The 15,938-nt window shown below is 55.7% G+C and carries 11 protein-coding genes; all 11 read right to left on the bottom strand.

The annotated features are described in order from the left end of the window. Positions 1-57: 57 nt before the first annotated feature. A complete protein-coding gene (gene cysG, locus VQ830_RS06925; protein WP_337267352.1) occupies positions 58-1,524 on the bottom strand; it encodes a siroheme synthase CysG in 1,467 nt (488 codons plus the stop codon). After that, positions 1,496-4,153, bottom strand: coding sequence for a nitrate reductase (locus VQ830_RS06930; protein ID WP_337267353.1), 2,658 nt, complete (start codon positions 4,151-4,153; stop codon positions 1,496-1,498). Before VQ830_RS06930 ends, cysG begins: the two co-directional genes overlap by 29 nt. A 3-nt stretch (positions 4,154-4,156) precedes the next feature. Beyond that, the gene (gene nirD, locus VQ830_RS06935; RefSeq protein WP_337267354.1) at positions 4,157-4,489 is read right to left on the bottom strand and encodes a nitrite reductase small subunit NirD; all 333 of its coding nucleotides are present in this window, start codon (positions 4,487-4,489) and stop codon (positions 4,157-4,159) included. Positions 4,490-4,545: 56 nt separating this feature from the next. Further along, on the bottom strand, positions 4,546-7,005 hold the full coding sequence (gene nirB / locus VQ830_RS06940; RefSeq protein WP_337267355.1) for a nitrite reductase large subunit NirB: 2,460 nt from the start codon (positions 7,003-7,005) through the stop codon (positions 4,546-4,548). A gap of 6 nt (positions 7,006-7,011) precedes the next feature. Next, positions 7,012-7,809 carry an ABC transporter ATP-binding protein gene (locus tag VQ830_RS06945; protein WP_337267356.1) on the bottom strand — a complete coding sequence of 266 codons (798 nt, stop codon included), beginning with the start codon at positions 7,807-7,809 and terminating at the stop codon, positions 7,012-7,014. A gap of 9 nt (positions 7,810-7,818) precedes the next feature. Next, positions 7,819-8,709: a nitrate ABC transporter permease gene (ntrB, locus tag VQ830_RS06950; protein WP_337267357.1), complete on the bottom strand. Its 891-nt coding sequence runs from the start codon at positions 8,707-8,709 to the stop codon at positions 7,819-7,821. Between the two features lie 41 nt (positions 8,710-8,750). After that, positions 8,751-10,049 carry a CmpA/NrtA family ABC transporter substrate-binding protein gene (locus tag VQ830_RS06955; RefSeq protein WP_337267358.1) on the bottom strand — a complete coding sequence of 433 codons (1,299 nt, stop codon included), beginning with the start codon at positions 10,047-10,049 and terminating at the stop codon, positions 8,751-8,753. A 393-nt stretch (positions 10,050-10,442) separates the two neighbouring features. Next, positions 10,443-11,576, bottom strand: a complete 1,134-nt coding sequence (locus VQ830_RS06960; protein WP_337267359.1) for a Gfo/Idh/MocA family protein — start codon at positions 11,574-11,576, stop codon at positions 10,443-10,445. A gap of 21 nt (positions 11,577-11,597) precedes the next feature. Next, positions 11,598-12,359 carry a sugar phosphate isomerase/epimerase family protein gene (locus tag VQ830_RS06965; RefSeq protein ID WP_337267360.1) on the bottom strand — a complete coding sequence of 254 codons (762 nt, stop codon included), beginning with the start codon at positions 12,357-12,359 and terminating at the stop codon, positions 11,598-11,600. Between the two features lie 48 nt (positions 12,360-12,407). Beyond that, positions 12,408-14,843 carry a beta-mannosidase gene (locus tag VQ830_RS06970; RefSeq protein WP_337267361.1) on the bottom strand — a complete coding sequence of 812 codons (2,436 nt, stop codon included), beginning with the start codon at positions 14,841-14,843 and terminating at the stop codon, positions 12,408-12,410. Positions 14,844-14,849: 6 nt separating this feature from the next. After that, positions 14,850-15,938, bottom strand: coding sequence for an ABC transporter ATP-binding protein (locus VQ830_RS06975; protein WP_337267362.1), 1,089 nt, complete (start codon positions 15,936-15,938; stop codon positions 14,850-14,852).

Below are 15,938 nucleotides of genomic sequence, written 5' to 3' on the forward strand. Positions count from 1 at the left end.
CGCCGTAAAATCATCACGGAAACGAGTCATTATCATGACCACTTCAAAAAAATCGCACTAAACTGCAAGTTCGAGGGAACTTTTAAGTGCGCAGGATGTTTCTAAGGGTTTAACTGCATCACCAATAGCAATTAGAACAGGGCTGTTCCACCCTATCTCGTTGGCTCCAATCTCCATCTGGTCAAGCCGGCCATGCCAGTGTCTCTCATCCTGCCTGCTAATCGCGCTCACGATCAATACAGGCGTGGATCCATCAAGCCCCTGGCCGATCAGCCGCTCAGCAATTAAAGCTGCAGTCCGTCCACCCATGTAAAAAACGGTGGTAGTCCGCGAATCGGCTAGTTTTGCCCAATCCAAATCTGCGGGTAGGCCTCCATTCTTAGAATGGCCGGTGACAAAGCGAACGGACTGCGCATAGTCCCTGTGCGTCAGGGAAAAACCAAAGCGCGCCGCCATCGCCGTTGCGGCCGTTATGCCTGGCACGACATCGACAGCAATACCTTCCTTTCTGAGATGGGCAATTTCCTCGCCTGCGCGACCGAAGATCATCGGATCGCCTGATTTCAGCCTCACGACGTGCTTCCCAGACCGGGCAAGCGTTATCATCATCTCGTTGATGTCTTCTTGGCGGCAACTCGGCCTTCCTCCACGCTTGCCGACCAGCATCCTCTTTGCTTCCCGCCGTGCAAGTTCCAGAACTTCATTTGAGACAAGATCGTCAAAGAGAATGACGTCGGCAGCCTGAAGCGCACGAACGGCTTTCAAAGTCAGATATTCAGCATCACCAGGCCCTGCGCCGACCAACGTGACGCGCCCTGCGTCTTGCTCGGTAAATGCTGATCGATGCCTAAACAGTTCGTCTTGGGTACAGTCATCGGGCACTTTATTGCTGCCGAAAGCGCGATCGGTGAAGCGCTCCCAAAAGAAGCGCCGTTCCTTGCCCGCTGCAAAGCTTTTACTGACGCGATCGCGAATATCTTGCGCAAGAGCTGCCCAACTCTTGAGGCTCGGTGGGAGAAGCGTTTCAATTCGTCTGCGAATAGCTTGCGCCAGAATGGGAGCAGCTCCATCTGTCGAAATGGAGACAATAACAGGCGACCGGTTGACGATAGAGCCGAATTGAAACTGGCAAAAGGCTGGCTTGTCGATGACATTGACGGGAACGCCCGCGGCTTTGGCGGCTTGAAAGAAGATCCATGCCGCTGCGTCATCTTCACAATCGGCAATTGCCAAGGCTGCACCACTGAACGAGCCTGCATCCCATGCATGCGGGAAATGCTCGAGCCGTCCTTCAGGATGAGACGATCCTTGCGCGATCAGATCGGCGAAGCTATCGCAAAGCTCTTCTGCATAGATTCGAACATGAGCGCCGCATGCCGCCAGGAGTTCCGCCTTCCAGGCGCAGGCATCTGTTCCGCCGGAAACAATGACGGGCTTTCCTTCAAGGGCCCAAAACACCGGAAGCTTGGCCAATTCATCCATGCGGGCCGGCGTCCTACTCTGCGGCTGCGACAAGACATCCATCGATGATCCCCCTGATTTCAGCGCGGCACGAGCCGCAATTGGTTCCGGCCTTCGTCCGATGTCCGACCGTCTCGGCATCGCGACATCCGTTGCGCACCGCAGCGACGATTTCGTTGATCCCGACACTCATGCAAGAGCAGATGATTGCGCCCGGATCCGGACGGTCGCCACCCGGTCGACCTGCAATCAAGGCAAATCGACGACGGGTATCCTCATGATCGGTCGAAAGCTGCGCGACTGCCCAGTTGCGCGCAACGGCAACGGGTTCGCGCGCAAGAAAAACAGCAACCAAAAGCCGGGTCCCGTCAAAGAAGGCGAGACGCTCCTGGCCGCTAACGTTATCGGCATAACGTAAAGGTTCAACATCCTCCGGAATAGCAAAGGTTTCCCGCGACCAATGCAGCCAATCACGTTCCGTAGCGGTAAAAGCGCACTCGATACGGTAGCCACCGTCTGTCTTGGCGATCGCCCAATAATCTGCCGAGATAGTGGACGGTCGTTCAGTGCAGATGGCAAAGCCATACCAGGAGGCCTCGAACCGACGCGCCGCAACTGCTGTCTTTTTGGATGCAGGTTGGCCCGAGACTGGATCTGTGACCGCTTCTATGAGAGCACCGATCCTCGCTTCGGCAGCAAATTCATCATTCCAATGCATCGGAACGAAGAGATTGCCCCGCGCCTGACGCGGCGTGATCAGCGCACGTACTATAGCTCGCCCATGAGGGCTCCTGATTTCAATGAGATCGGCTTCGATAAGCCCTATGTCCGCTGCATCTTGCGGATGGACTTCGGCAAACGGTTCGGCAATGTGAGCTGAAAGGCGCGGACTTTTCCCTGTTCTAGTCATCGTGTGCCATTGATCGCGGATTCGCCCCGTGTTCAGGTTCAGCGGATAGTAAGGGCGATCGCTCCTAGGTGATGGCGGCAAAACAGCGACGAACCTCGCTTTCCCATCGGCGTGGAAGAAGCCGCCTTTCCCAAAAAATCTAATTGCATCGCGCCGTCCGCCTTCAACGACTGGCCACTGCACCGGGGACAAATCGGCATAGCCATCGGCGGTAATATCGATCAGGCCCGATAAATCGAAATCTCGCGTGCCTGCATTTTCATGTCCGGAGAGAGCTGCATGTTCGCGAAAAATATCGACCGGACTCTGATAGGAAAAGGCTCCGGCAAAGCCTAGTCTCTTTGCAACTTCTGACAATTGCCACCAGTCCGCCCTCGCCTCTCCGGGCGCTGGAAGGAAGGCGCGTTGACGCGATATGCGACGTTCGGAATTGGTGATGGTACCGTCCTTTTCTCCCCAGCCGAGCGAAGGTAGCAGCACATGCGCAAGCTTGGCGGTATCGGTCCTTGCCGTCAGATCTGAGACGACAACGAAAGGACAAATCTCCAGCGCCGCCTTGACTTTATCGGCTTGTGGAAGAGAGACCGCAGGATTGGTGGCCATGATCCAGACGGCCTTGATGCGCCCTTCGGCCATCGCTTCGAAAAGTTCGACCGCCTTCAGGCCTGGTTTTTCGGCAATTCTTGGGGAAGACCAGAAGCGCTGGACTCGCGCACGATGCGTTTCATTTTCAATCTCCATATGGGCTGCCAGCATATTGGCAAGACCGCCGACTTCGCGACCTCCCATGGCGTTCGGTTGCCCCGTCAGCGAGAAAGGACCCATTCCCGGCCGCCCGATACGGCCGGTGGCAAGATGGCAATTGATAATGGCGTTGACTTTGTCAGTGCCGCAAACGGATTGATTGACACCTTGGCTATAGCAGGTGACAGTCTTTTCGGTGCTGGCGAAGAGATGATAAAAAGCCCGGATATCCTCAATGCGAAGTCCGCTCGCATCGCTTAAGGCCAATTCATCGATTGAGCATGCTGCGTTGAGGGCCTCGTCGATACCTTGGGTATAGGCGGAAATATAGGTCTCGTTTCGGCCGCCGCTTCTGGCCAAATGCGCGAGCAAGCCAAGAAACAAGGCAACATCGCCATCCGGTCTGATCTGGAGATGAAGATCCGCAATATCGCAGGTCATTGTCCGGCGCGGATCGATGACCACGACCTTCATCGTCGGCCGGGCTGCCTTGACGGCAGCAAGCCGCTGGAAAAGAACAGGATGGCACCAGGCAAGGTTTGAACCGGTAAGCACAACGAGATCGGCAAGTTCGATGTCTTCATAAACGCCCGGCACCGTATCCGATCCGAAAGCTCGCCTGTGACCGGCGACTGAAGAGGACATGCATAACCGGGAATTGGTGTCGATATTTGCTGAGCCGATGAAGCCCTTCATTAGCTTGTTGGCAATGTAATAATCTTCGGTCAGGAGCTGGCCAGACACATAGAACGCAACGGAACCAGGACCATATTCCGCGATCGTTCTGGAAAAGCGTTCCGCCACTAGGTCCAACGCCTCTTCCCACGAAGCTTGCCGATCATCGATCTGAGGAAAAAGCAGCCGGTCTTCGTGATCCAAAGTTTCGCCCAGCGCCGATCCCTTGGAGCACAGGCGGCCATAATTTGCAGGGTGTTCCGGATCCCCTTTCACGGTAACGGTGCCTGCATCGTCCCGCGTGGCGATAATGCCGCATCCGACACCGCAGTAAGGGCATGTCGTTCTCACCTCGCAGGCCATGGGCTACTCCGCTGCTTCGAGATGAAGATTTTCAAGCGAGATCGACAGATAGCCATTTTCAAGATGGACAGGAAAAGACTGAACCTGTCCCTCATCCGCACCCAAGGCTTCGCCATTTTCGAGCGAGATGTTCCAATTGTGTAGCGGGCACGTGACAGACCGGCCGTGAACGATGCCCTCGGAAAGAGGTCCGCCCTTATGAGGGCAGCGGTTTTCAATAGCATAGACCTCGTTTGCCGCTGTGCGGAAAACCGCGATGTTAGCCATAGGCGTCTTGATGCATCTTGCGCCCCTTAAAGGGATGTCGTCGATATGGCCGATAGCAACCCACTGCATGGGGAAAATCCTTTCATGGTTGTGCGGATGTCTGCGCTTCAAGGCGCAAGCACGTATCACTCAGCGGCTTCACCGAAGCCGACAACAGCCATTGGTTTGAACTCATGCTTGTCCTTGCCGGAGACACGCTCCGACCAAGGGTCCACCTGGGCGAATTTCTGAGAGAAGACAAAGCGATCGTAAAAGGTTTTGCGCCGTCCGGCATCCTCGATGATCTGCCGGCGGATCTCGTCAAGGCCGACGCGCTTAGCCCATTTGTAAATCCGCTCCAGATAGCGAGCCTGCTCGCGGTACATCTGCGTCAGCGCAACGATATGTTCGAGAGCGTCATCCTCGGTCTTCACGAGACCCAGAACCTCCGTACCTTTGATATCGAGACCGGCTGCGCCGGCAAAATGGATTTCAAAGCCTGAATCGACGCAGATCACGCCAATGTCCTTGCAGGTCGCCTCAGCACAGTTTCGCGGACAGCCGGAAACCGCCAATTTAAGTTTGGCAGGCGTCCAGGAGCCCCACATGAATTTCTCGATACGGATTCCCAAGCCGGTCGAATCCTGCGTTCCGAAGCGGCACCATTGCGAGCCGACACAAGTTTTCACAGTCCTCAGGCCCTTGGCATAGGCCTGACCGGATATGAACCCGGCTGCCCCAAGGTCAGCCCATACCGAGGGAAGATCCTCTTTTTCAATGCCAAGAAGATCGATGCGCTGACCGCCGGTGACCTTCACCATGGGAATGGCGAACTTGTCGACGACATCGGCAATGGCGCGAAGTTCTTTTGCGTTCGTCACGCCGCCCCACATGCGGGGAACGACCGAGTACGTGCCATCCTTCTGGATATTGGCATGGACACGCTCATTGATGAAGCGCGACTGGTAATCGTCTGCATATTCATCGGGCCAGTCGCAGACGAGATAATAATTGAGCGCAGGTCTGCATTTCGCGCAGCCGCAGGATGTCTTCCATTCCAGCTCCTGCATGACGGCGGGAATGCTTTTTAGCGACTTTGCCTTGATCAGCCTGCGAACATCGTCATGGCCGAGTTCGGTGCAGGCGCACATCGGTTGGACCGCTTTCGGGCTATAGGTCTCGCCGAGCGTCAGTGCCATGACCTGTTCAACCAAGCCCGTACACGAGCCACAGGATGCCGAGGCTTTGGTATGCGCTCTGACATCATCCAAGGATGTCAGGCCTTTCGTTGTGATCGTCGAAACAATCTTCCCCTTACAAACGCCGTTGCAGCCGCAGATTTCCGCATCATCCGGCAAGGCTGCAACGGCCGCCATAGGGTCCAGGGGGGTGCCCCCCTGATAGGCTTGGCCGAAAATCAAGGTGTCGCGCATGGCGGAAATGTCGGTCCGCTTTTTCTTCAGATCGTTGAACCATGCTCCATCTGCGGTCTCGCCATACAGAACTGTTCCAATGATCCGGTTGTCCTTGATCACCAGTCGCTTGTAGACGCCTGCGGTCGCATCACGCAGAACAATTTCCTGACGATCCTCGCCGTCGGCAAAGTCACCCAGGGAATAAAGATCGATGCCTGTGACCTTTAGCTTTGTTGGCGTGTCTGCGTGAACGAAGGCTGGTGTCCGGTCGCCTGAAAGATGCGCTGCGGCAATACGTGCCATTTCATAAAGCGGCGCGACCAGACCGTAGACCTGTCCATCGACTTCTGCGCATTCCCCGAGCGCGAGGATATGACCATCGGATGTCTGCATGCCGGAATCGACGACGATGCCCCGATTGACGGCAAGGCCCGCCTCTTTTGCTAATCCGACATTTGGACGAATACCGACTGCCATGACGACGAGCGATGCCGGGATGATCCTTCCATCTTCGAGCTCGACAGCTTCAACCTTTCCCTTACCGAGGATGGCTTTGGTGTTGGCTTTGGTGATGACCCCTATCCCACGCTGCTCCAGGGCTTTTTGCAGGAGATAGCCGGCTGCGGGATCAAGCTGGCGCTCCATGAGTGTCGGCATCACGTGAAGGACAGTAACAGCCATCCCGCGGGCCTTGAGGCCAGCAGCAGCCTCAAGGCCCAGCAGGCCGCCGCCGATGACCACGGCTTCTCCTCCCGCTTCGGCGGCGCGAAGCATGATGGCCACATCGTCAAGATCGCGGTAGGCAACGACGCCGGGAAGTTCCTTGCCTGGAACAGGAATGATGAAAGGGCTGGAGCCGGTTGCGATAACAAGCTGATCATAAGAGACCATCAATCCAGATTGCGACGTAACCTCTCTGCGAGTGCGGTCAATCGAGACGACCTTCTCGCCGCGATGCAGCGTTACACCGCGCTCGGCATACCAGGCATCGCCATGGATGATGATATCGTCATAGCTCTTTTCACCCGACAGGACAGGCGAAAGCATGATCCGATCGTAATTGACCCTCGGCTCGGCGTTGAAAATGGTAACGCGATAGCGCCCTGGAGATTGCTCGAAAAGATGCTCGAGCATGCGGCCGGGCGCCATACCATTTCCGATAATGACAAGATGTTCTTGATGGGAAGACATGAGGGATTACTCCGCTGCTTCGACGAAGCGGTGACGCTCGTAGAGGAATTTCAAGACCGCCTCGCGGCATTTGAGATAGGTGCGGTCTGCGGCAAGCTCGATCCGGTTGCGCGGACGCGCAATCGCAACATCCAGAACTTCACCTATGCGCGCAGCAGGACCGTTGGTCATCATGATGATGCGGTCCGACAAAAGCACCGCCTCGTCGACGTCATGCGTGATCATGATCATCGTGTTCCCGAGCCTGGCATGAATATCCATAACCGCGTCCTGCAGGTGTGCTCTGGTCAGCGCATCCAAAGCACCGAAGGGTTCGTCAAGGAGAAGGATTTTCGGCTCCATCGCGAGCGCGCGCGCAATGCCGACACGCTGCTTCATGCCTCCCGAGATCTCCGAGGGCCGCTTATCCTTTGCGTGGGCCATCTGAACGAGATCAAGATTGGCCATCACCCAGTCGTGCCGCTCCTGGCGGCTTTTCTTGCCGTTGAACACTTTGGAGACGGCCAGGTTGACGTTTTCATAGACCGTGAGCCAAGGCAGAAGACTGTGGTTTTGAAAGACCACCGCCCGCTCCGGTCCTGGCGCGTTGACCTCCTTATTTTCCAAAAGGACGACGCCGTTTGACACAGAGGTCAAACCTGCGATCAAATTGAGTAAGGTCGATTTGCCGCAACCGGAATGACCGATGATAGAGACGAACTCGCCCTTATCGATCACTAGGCTAACGTCCTTCAACACTTCAGCGCGCGTTCCGCCGCGTATGAAATTCTTGTCGATGTGATCGAGCTTCAAATAGGCAGTCATGGTGCTCTCCTAGGCAGTCGCGCGGCGTGTAACTATGGTGCCGAGTGCGGAAACAAGCTTGTCGAGGGCAAAACCCACGACGCCGATATAGGCGAGCGCGACAATGATGTCGGGTAACCGCGAAGAGTTCCAAGCATCCCAGATGAAGAAGCCAATACCGACCCCGCCTGTCAGCATCTCCGCAGCCACAATAGCAAGCCAGGACAGGCCAATCCCGATGCGAAGGCCTGTGAAGATGTAAGGAGCTGCCGAAGGCAACATGATTTTCCAAAAGAATTCGAGCTGGTTGAGACGAAGAACCTTGGCGACGTTCCGGTAGTCTTCAGGGATGTTGCGCACACCGACCGCCGTATTGATGATCACCGGCCAGATCGATGTGATGAAGATCACGAAGATCGCAGCCGGATTCGAGTTCTGGAATGCGGCCAGCGATAGGGGCAGCCAGGCGAGCGGCGGCACTGTGCGCAGCACCTGGAAAATCGGATCCAGCCCGCGCATTGCCCAGACGGATTGCCCGATCGTGGCGCCAATCAAGATCCCGGCGACAGCTGCCAAGCCAAAACCATAGGCAACGCGCTGAAGAGACACGATGACACGCCAGCCAAGGCCTATATCTTGCGGTCCATTGTTGAAGAATGGACTGACGATAAGATCATAGCTGTCCTGCCAGACTTGAGACGGCGGCGGCAGGGATGAGGCTGGCGACGAACAGAGAAGCTGCCAGGCGCCGATCATCAGGATCAACACGATAAGCGGTGGGACGGTGCCACGCAGGATGTCAGCCGCAATCGCTTTCGCTTGGAACCGCGGTGCACGGCGGCCGGAAAAAGCTACAACCGTTGCGGCCGGCTTGAGGCCCGTGGCAACAATTTGGTTTTTATGTTTCGCAAGGGCGGGCATAGACGCGCTCCTAATGGTTGGATGGGGCGGGAAGAGTGCGATCAGGACAGGGCCTTGATCGTCAAACTATCGAGGTATGCCGAAGGATTATCGGGATCGAAGACCTTGCCGTCGAAGAAGGTCTCTTTGCCGCGCGAGCTGCCGGCCGGAATATCGGCAGCGGCAACGGCGAGATCCTTGGCCGCTTCGCGCCAGAGATCTTCACGGTTGACCTCCGCGACCAATGCTTTGACATCAGTGTCCGGAGCGAATTTGCCCCAACGGATATTTTCCGTGATGAACCACGTGTCATGGCTCCTGAAGGGATAGGAAACGCCGCCGGCCCAGAATTTCATGTAGAGGTCGCTGCCCTTGATGGAGCGGCCGTTGCCATAGTTGATATCGCCTTTGAGACGGCCAAGAATGTCCTTAGGCGGTACGTTGAACCACTGACGCTTGCCAAGCAGCGAGGCCATCTCGTCCTTGTTGTCCATCTTGTCGCACCATTGTTGGGCTTCCATGACGGCCATCAACATCGCCTTGGCGGCTTTGGGATTCCTCTCTACCCAATCGGCCCGCATACCGAGTGCCTTTTCAGGATGGCCTTTCCAAAGCTCCCCGGTGGTCGCCGCCGTGAAGCCAATACCCTGGTTGACCAGCTGCTCGTTCCATGGCTCGCCGACGCAGAAAACGTCCATATTGCCAACCTTCATGTTGGCGACCATCTGCGGCGGCGGCACGACGATGGTGGACACGTCCTTGTCAGGATTGATCCCCCCTGCTGCCAGCCAATAGCGCAGCCATAGATCATGGGTGCCACCGGGAAAGGTCATGGCAGCCTTGATTTCCTTGCCGTCACTCTTCTTCTTTTCGAAGGCAGCCTTCAGCCTGGAAGCATCGAGGTGAACGCCTGTGTCGGCATATTCCTTAGCAACCGAGATCCCCTGACTGTCGTAGTTCAGGCGCGCCAAGATGCTCATCGCCACTTTCTGATTGTTCTGCGTCACTTTTCCGGCATGCATGAGATAGGGAAGCGGCGACAGGATATGGGCGCCATCAATGCCGTTTGCAGCGCCGCCAAGAACGAGATTATCGCGGGTTGCACCCCAGGAAGCTTGCTTGGCAACCTCGACATCGGGCATGCCATATTTGGAAAACAGTCCCTTTTCCTTGGCGACGATCAATGGAGCTGAATCAGTCAAGGCAATAAAGCCAAGTTTCGCGCCTGTGACCTCCGGCCCGGAACTAGCGGCGAAGGCGCCTGAGGGAAAGGCCGCGCGAACCGCACCGATGAGAGCGGCTGTGGCAGTGGTCTTCAGCAAGCTGCGCCGGGAAAGACCGGCTTTCAGGATTTTCGTCATACGCAGGGTCCCTCTGCTTTGGTGACTGACGGAATTCGGAAATAAAAAAAACGCCGCTCGGAAGTTGCGCTCTCGGGAAGGAGGACCCGGGCTGCAAAAACCTTGCGACGTCGATGTCTTGGAGGCTACTTCGGCGCCTCGCTATATCAGTCTTCGTTGACTGGCATGCCGTAAGCGATGCAAACCGCGTGCCAGATTCTAAACTCCAATCAACCCACTGAAAAAGCTCGACTTAAAAGAAATGCATAGTTTTTGGTCATGCAGCAATTTGCTTTCTATTTGGGCCTAATTGCGTGCAAGCGACGCTTCCTTGAGCAGGATTTAAACCGTCTCGACAATAAAAAGGGCGAACCATGGTCCGCCCTTTTGCAGGTTTGACAAATAATTTCGGTCTTATCTGAGAAGGGCTTCTGCCTCTTCGATGCCCAAAGGCGCTGGCTGTGTGCAGCTTGTCGTCATATCGACAAAGCGCCCCTCAGCGCCGGATTTCAGGATGCTTGTCATGATGTCGATGCCGTGAAGGCTTCGGTCGAGCGAGCATCGAGGGTCCCTCCCCTCGATCAACGCGATTGCCATGTCTGCGAGCCCCGCGGTGCGGTAATTGGCACGCGAGCCATTCGGGCTTTCCTGATTGAGACGGCTGAAAGGATGATCCCAAGCCTCGAGCGGGCGGATGTTCTTGTCGCGTCCGCTTACTTCCACATCACCGCCGAAGAAGTTGGGATCGGGAACGTAGATAGAGCCTTCGGTGCCATAAAGCTCCATGTTCGCATGGCGATGCGACCAGACATCCCAACTGGCCGAAAGCGTCACCGTCGCACCGCTGACGAATTCGAGCAGTGCATGGATCGTGGTCGGAGTCTCTACTGGTATAATCGTGCCGGCGAGCGGCTGACTGGTAATCGTCCGCGTCGGGTTTGCCATCGATGTCAACGCACCCACCCGTTTCACGGGGCCAATCAGATTGATGAGGTTAGCAACATAATAAGGGCCGAGATCAAGAATCGGCCCTCCGCCTTGGAGAAAGAAGAAGCCGGGATTGGGATGCCACATTTCCATGCCGGGGCTCATGACATGGCACGTACCTGACGTTATCCGGCCGACGCCGCCCTCATCGATATATTTGCGCGCCAATTGATGAGCACCGCCCAAAAATGTGTCTGGCGCGCAACCGATGAACAACCGCTTTTCACGCCCGATCCGACGCAGTTCCTCGCCCTCTTCAAGCGAAAGAACGAGCGGCTTTTCCGAGTAGACGTGTTTGCCGGCCTCAAGGATGGACTTCGAGACGGCATAATGTGCTGCTGGAACCGTGAGGTTTACAATTACATCAAGCTCTGAATTGGCCAAAAGCTCATCGATAGACTGTGCTTTGACGCCGAACTCTTCGGCCCTTTGCTTAGCCATATCGGCGTTCAAATCCGCGCACGCGAGAACCTTGATGCCCTTGAAAAGGGGCGAGAGAGAAAAATAAGTGGTTGAAATATTGCCGCATCCTATGATGCCGACGCCAAGTTCCCGGGACATGGGTTAACTCCGCTTTTGAGTTCAATATGCGTTGAAGGAAGCGATCGAACGGGTGATCAACCGGTCGATATCCTTGGGATTGTCGTGCTCGACGACATAATGTTTGACCGGCGTTTTCTTCAGCGCAGCAATCAACGCCTTCCAATCAACAGTACCGTGTCCAACATCGGCCCAGCCGTCCTCATCCAGATTTTCACCTTTTGCCGCGATATCCTTGACGTGAACAGCCGTTATACGATCGCCAAAGCGGTCAATCCACGCAAAGGGATCTGCCCCGCCGCGAATGACCCATGCAATGTCCGCTTCCCATGCGAGATCGGGACCGCCTGCCAGGATCTGTTCCTGAGGCGTGGAGCCATCCTCGAGTGCCTTGAATTCGAAATCGTGATTATGCCAGCCGAAGACATATCCTGCATCACGATAGCGCTTACCGGCTTCGGAAAGCCGTTTGCCGAAGGCTTTCCACCCTTGCGCGTCCGATGGCCGCTGGTCAGGCATCAGATGTGGGCAGTATATCGCCTCAAGACCGAGCGCCTTTGCGATCTTCAGAGCCTGTTCGAATTCCTTCTCCAACAAGTCCAGCCCGAAATGGCCAGTCGGCATCGAAAGACCGTTTGCGTCAAGATCAGCCTTGAACTTGGAAAGCTCGGCATCAGTCATGCCGGCATAGATACCGCCATATCCCTCGACTTCCGAATAGCCTGCAGCAGACAGCTTTTTGAAGATTTCGGAAAAAGGCAAAAAATTACGCGCGCTGTAAAGCTGAAAACCGAGTTTGGTCATGTCATCCTCCTGGCCCAGTGGCCCTCTTATGAACTGCTAATTCTTTCATCAGCCCGCTGCCGTGCAGGCATGAAGATCATAGAGACGAAACTCCGGCGCATCGGCGAGCGGATCGTCAGGTATAAAAGTGATCTGATGGGTTTCACCGGCGGCCAGATCAAAAGCATTGTCAGAATAACGGCCAGACACATCCGTCTCTACTAATACAAATAGCGCAAGGCCTGCCGCGCTGACCTCGATGTCGAACCCGCCTTGCGGGGCGGGTCGCACCTGCATCGACAAGTTCGCAAGCTCAAGCTCCAGCGCCTTATAGGTGCCATGCACATAGTGGCCTTTGCCGCCCATTCCGTTGGAGGCGGTAAACTGCCAAGCAAGAATTTCGCCGGGGCGAAGGTCGGCAACGGGAAGCGTCAGCGCTTTGACAGCAGCATCCGGACCGCACATAGCGTCTACTGCGCAAAGATGTCTGCGATGTCCGGCGCAGTCGAGCGCCGACAGGGAAATCGATACGGTAACCTCGTTAAAATTGTCATTGACGACAGAGAGAGCGATCTCTTGCCCATCCTCTGCCGGAATGGCGGCAACAGCCACCGGCTGAAAGAAGCGTTGTGCAAAATAGTGCAGGATCTTCCAACGGCCGCCGTAATCGAGGCTCGACCACGAGGCGACGGGCCAGGTGTCGTTCAGCTGCCAATACAAGGTTCCCATGCAATGCGGCTTGAGCGAGCGCCAGAAATCCACCGCCGTCTTGATCGCCAAAGCCTGTTGCACTTGGCTGAGATAGACGAAACCCGCAAAATCGCGTGGGAAGCGAAAGTTCCGGAACGTCGTCCCGGCGATGCGCTCGTTGCCGCCGACATTCTTTTGATGCAGCTCCATCACGGGAGAGGCAATGTTCATGTCCTTGGCATCCGCAAACTGCTTGATGACCGGCAGGGACGTATAGGATTGAAACCCAAACTCGGAGCAGAAGCGCGGGCGAACAGTGCGATAGGCATCGAAGCTCTTATTTTCATGCCACACAGACCAGTAGTGCATATCGCCCGAGCCATCCGCATGCCAGGCATCGCCGTAGTCGAGATAGCCTGCGGCAGGGCTTGAGGGCCACCAAATCGCATCCGGCGCCGCCTTTTTCATAGCAACTTCGATCGTGCGGTTGAGACGGTCGTAAGACACGAGGTAGCGATCGCGGTTGTTACGCGATTCTTCAAACCAGTTCAGCGCACCGACCAGTTCATTGTCGCCGCACCATAGGACGATAGAAGGATGGCTCATCAGCCTTCGAACCTGATAGTCGACTTCCTCAGCGACATTTTCCAGGAAATCCGGCGTGGATGGATAAAGGTTGCAGGCAAATTGAAAATCTTGCCAGACCATGAGACCAAGCTCGTCGCAGATCTCGTAAAACCAGTCGTCCTCATAAAAACCACCACCCCAGACGCGGATCATATTCATGTTCGCATCAACAGCGGACTGAAGAAGCGCGCGCGTCTTTTCGCGGCTGGTCCGTGAGAACAGCGCGTCGGCCGGGATCCAGTTTGCACCACGACAAAATATTTCGCGGCCGTTCACTTTGAGCGCAAAGCGACGGCCAGCCTCATCTTTGGACGTATCGAGTTCCACATGCCGCAACCCGATCTGCTGCTCGTGCCTTTCGTACGGCGTTTCGACTTCAAGAGGATAAAGCGGCTGCTTGCCGTTGCCCGCTGGCCACCATAGCTTCGGTTGATCGACCTCAAACCGGTGGCTGACCACGGTCTGCCCTTTCGTGACGGACGCATTGATCGTTACGTTTTCACCGCCGAAGGACAAACTGACGGGAAGAACTCCATCAGCGTGGCCGTAAAGCGTAACGGAAACCTCGACAGCGACACCCTCAGGCCCGTGCGTTTGTGTCGTCGTGATATGTTCCACCCTGGCAACTTCGAGGCGCTTCAAAGCGATTGCGCCATAAAGACCAAGCGGAGCAAGTGCGATATTCCAATCCCACCCAAAATGGCATTGCGGCTTGCGCAGCATATTGCCATTTGGAATGGGCGAATTGATCGCACTATAGGGAATATAAAAGGGCTGGGCGTCCTGCCGCGCAGCACCTTCGGCAATACTCGACTGGAAGTGGATGCGGATCGTATTGTCACCCGGCTTCAACGCATGCGTTACGCAGGGGCGATAACGGCGAAAGCAGTTGTCGGCCTTCAGAACGACCTCTCCATTCATCCTGACCGTGGCAATGGTATCCAATCCAGTAAGATCCAGGTACCAGTCCCCTTCCGCAGAGGGCAAATGGAATGTGCGCTCGATGGTCCAATTTGCTTCAGAAACCCATTGGACTTCGTTCTCATTGCGCCCGATGTAGGGATCGGGAATTAGATGAGCTGCCTGCAAGGCAGAATGGACATCACCGGGGATGGAGATTTTCGTCTCATGCGCGCCGTCCGACGCAACCAGGCGCCAGACGCCGGTAAGATCAATTGAGGAAGGCATCAGAAGTCAAATCCTGTCTTCAGTGGTGGCATCGAACAAGGACGCAAGTGATATGTCAAAACCGAGCCGGAGCTTTGTTCCAGGGCTGTAACGCCGCGCGCCGGCGATACGCACGGATATTGTATGGTCCGCAAGGCGCAGCCATAAGAGGTTATCGGCGCCCATCGGCTCTTCAATGTCGACGACAGCCTGATGAACGTCCTCATCTTTGATATCACCATCAACCTTGGCATGCTCTGGACGTAGACCGAGGATGACTTTGCGCCCCGCTTTCAGCGGCTCGACGGGTGTGTAGCCGTCGAGCGAAAAACTCACGCCATTGGTCAAAAATTTGATCTTCCCACCTTGGTCGACAAGTTCGCCACGCAAAAAGTTCATCGATGGGGATCCGATGAAACCGGCAACGAACAAGTTCTTTGGTCGGTTATAGATGGTGATGGGATCGTCGAGCTGCTGGATGACGCCATTCTTCATGATCGCGATGCGGTCTGCCAGTGTCAGCGCCTCGATCTGATCGTGCGTAACGTAGATCATCGTGTTCTTCAGCGATTGGTGCAGCCGCTTGATCTCGACACGCAGTTCTGAACGCAGCTTTGCATCGAGATTCGACAAAGGCTCGTCGAAGAGAAAGACATCCACGTCGCGTACCAACGCACGGCCGATCGCCACACGCTGGCGCTGGCCGCCCGAAAGTTCGGCCGGCTTGCGCTTCAAAAGCGGCTCGATTTGCAGGATCTGAGCAGCGCGCGCAATGCGCTTTGAGATTTCAGGCTTCGGGACGCCTGCAACTTGCAGGCCAAAAGACAGGTTTTTTTCCACCGTCATCTGCGGATAAAGCGCGTAGGATTGAAACACCATCCCAATGCCGCGATCTTTGGGCTCTTCCCAGGTGACATTGCGGCCCTTGATGAAGATCTGTCCTTCGCTGACTTCCAAAAGTCCCGCGATGCAGTTGAGAAGCGTCGATTTCCCGCATCCTGAGGAGCCGAGCAGCACGAGAAACTCGCCGTCGGCAATATCGAGATTGAGATCCTTCAGGACGGTAACGGCGCCAAAGGACAAAGACAGATCACGAATGGAAACACTGGTGGCCAT

It is taken from the genome of Oryzifoliimicrobium ureilyticum (assembly GCF_037199735.1).
GTDB classification, from domain to species: domain Bacteria; phylum Pseudomonadota; class Alphaproteobacteria; order Rhizobiales; family Rhizobiaceae; genus Rhizobium; species Rhizobium ureilyticus.

Bases quoted from the DNA above. Each gene is read 5' to 3' on its own strand.
- cysG (WP_337267352.1), bottom strand. From the start codon at position 1,524: ATGGATGTCTTGTCGCAGCCGCAGAGTAGGACGCCGGCCCGCATGGAT.
- VQ830_RS06930 (WP_337267353.1), bottom strand. From the start codon at position 4,153: ATGGCCTGCGAGGTGAGAACGACATGCCCTTACTGCGGTGTCGGATGC.
- nirD (WP_337267354.1), bottom strand. From the start codon at position 4,489: ATGCAGTGGGTTGCTATCGGCCATATCGACGACATCCCTTTAAGGGGC.
- nirB (WP_337267355.1), bottom strand. From the start codon at position 7,005: ATGTCTTCCCATCAAGAACATCTTGTCATTATCGGAAATGGTATGGCG.
- VQ830_RS06945 (WP_337267356.1), bottom strand. From the start codon at position 7,809: ATGACTGCCTATTTGAAGCTCGATCACATCGACAAGAATTTCATACGC.
- ntrB (WP_337267357.1), bottom strand. From the start codon at position 8,709: ATGCCCGCCCTTGCGAAACATAAAAACCAAATTGTTGCCACGGGCCTC.
- VQ830_RS06955 (WP_337267358.1), bottom strand. From the start codon at position 10,049: ATGACGAAAATCCTGAAAGCCGGTCTTTCCCGGCGCAGCTTGCTGAAG.
- VQ830_RS06960 (WP_337267359.1), bottom strand. From the start codon at position 11,576: ATGTCCCGGGAACTTGGCGTCGGCATCATAGGATGCGGCAATATTTCA.
- VQ830_RS06965 (WP_337267360.1), bottom strand. From the start codon at position 12,359: ATGACCAAACTCGGTTTTCAGCTTTACAGCGCGCGTAATTTTTTGCCT.
- VQ830_RS06970 (WP_337267361.1), bottom strand. From the start codon at position 14,843: ATGCCTTCCTCAATTGATCTTACCGGCGTCTGGCGCCTGGTTGCGTCG.
- VQ830_RS06975 (WP_337267362.1), bottom strand. From the start codon at position 15,938: ATGGCCACCAGTGTTTCCATTCGTGATCTGTCTTTGTCCTTTGGCGCC.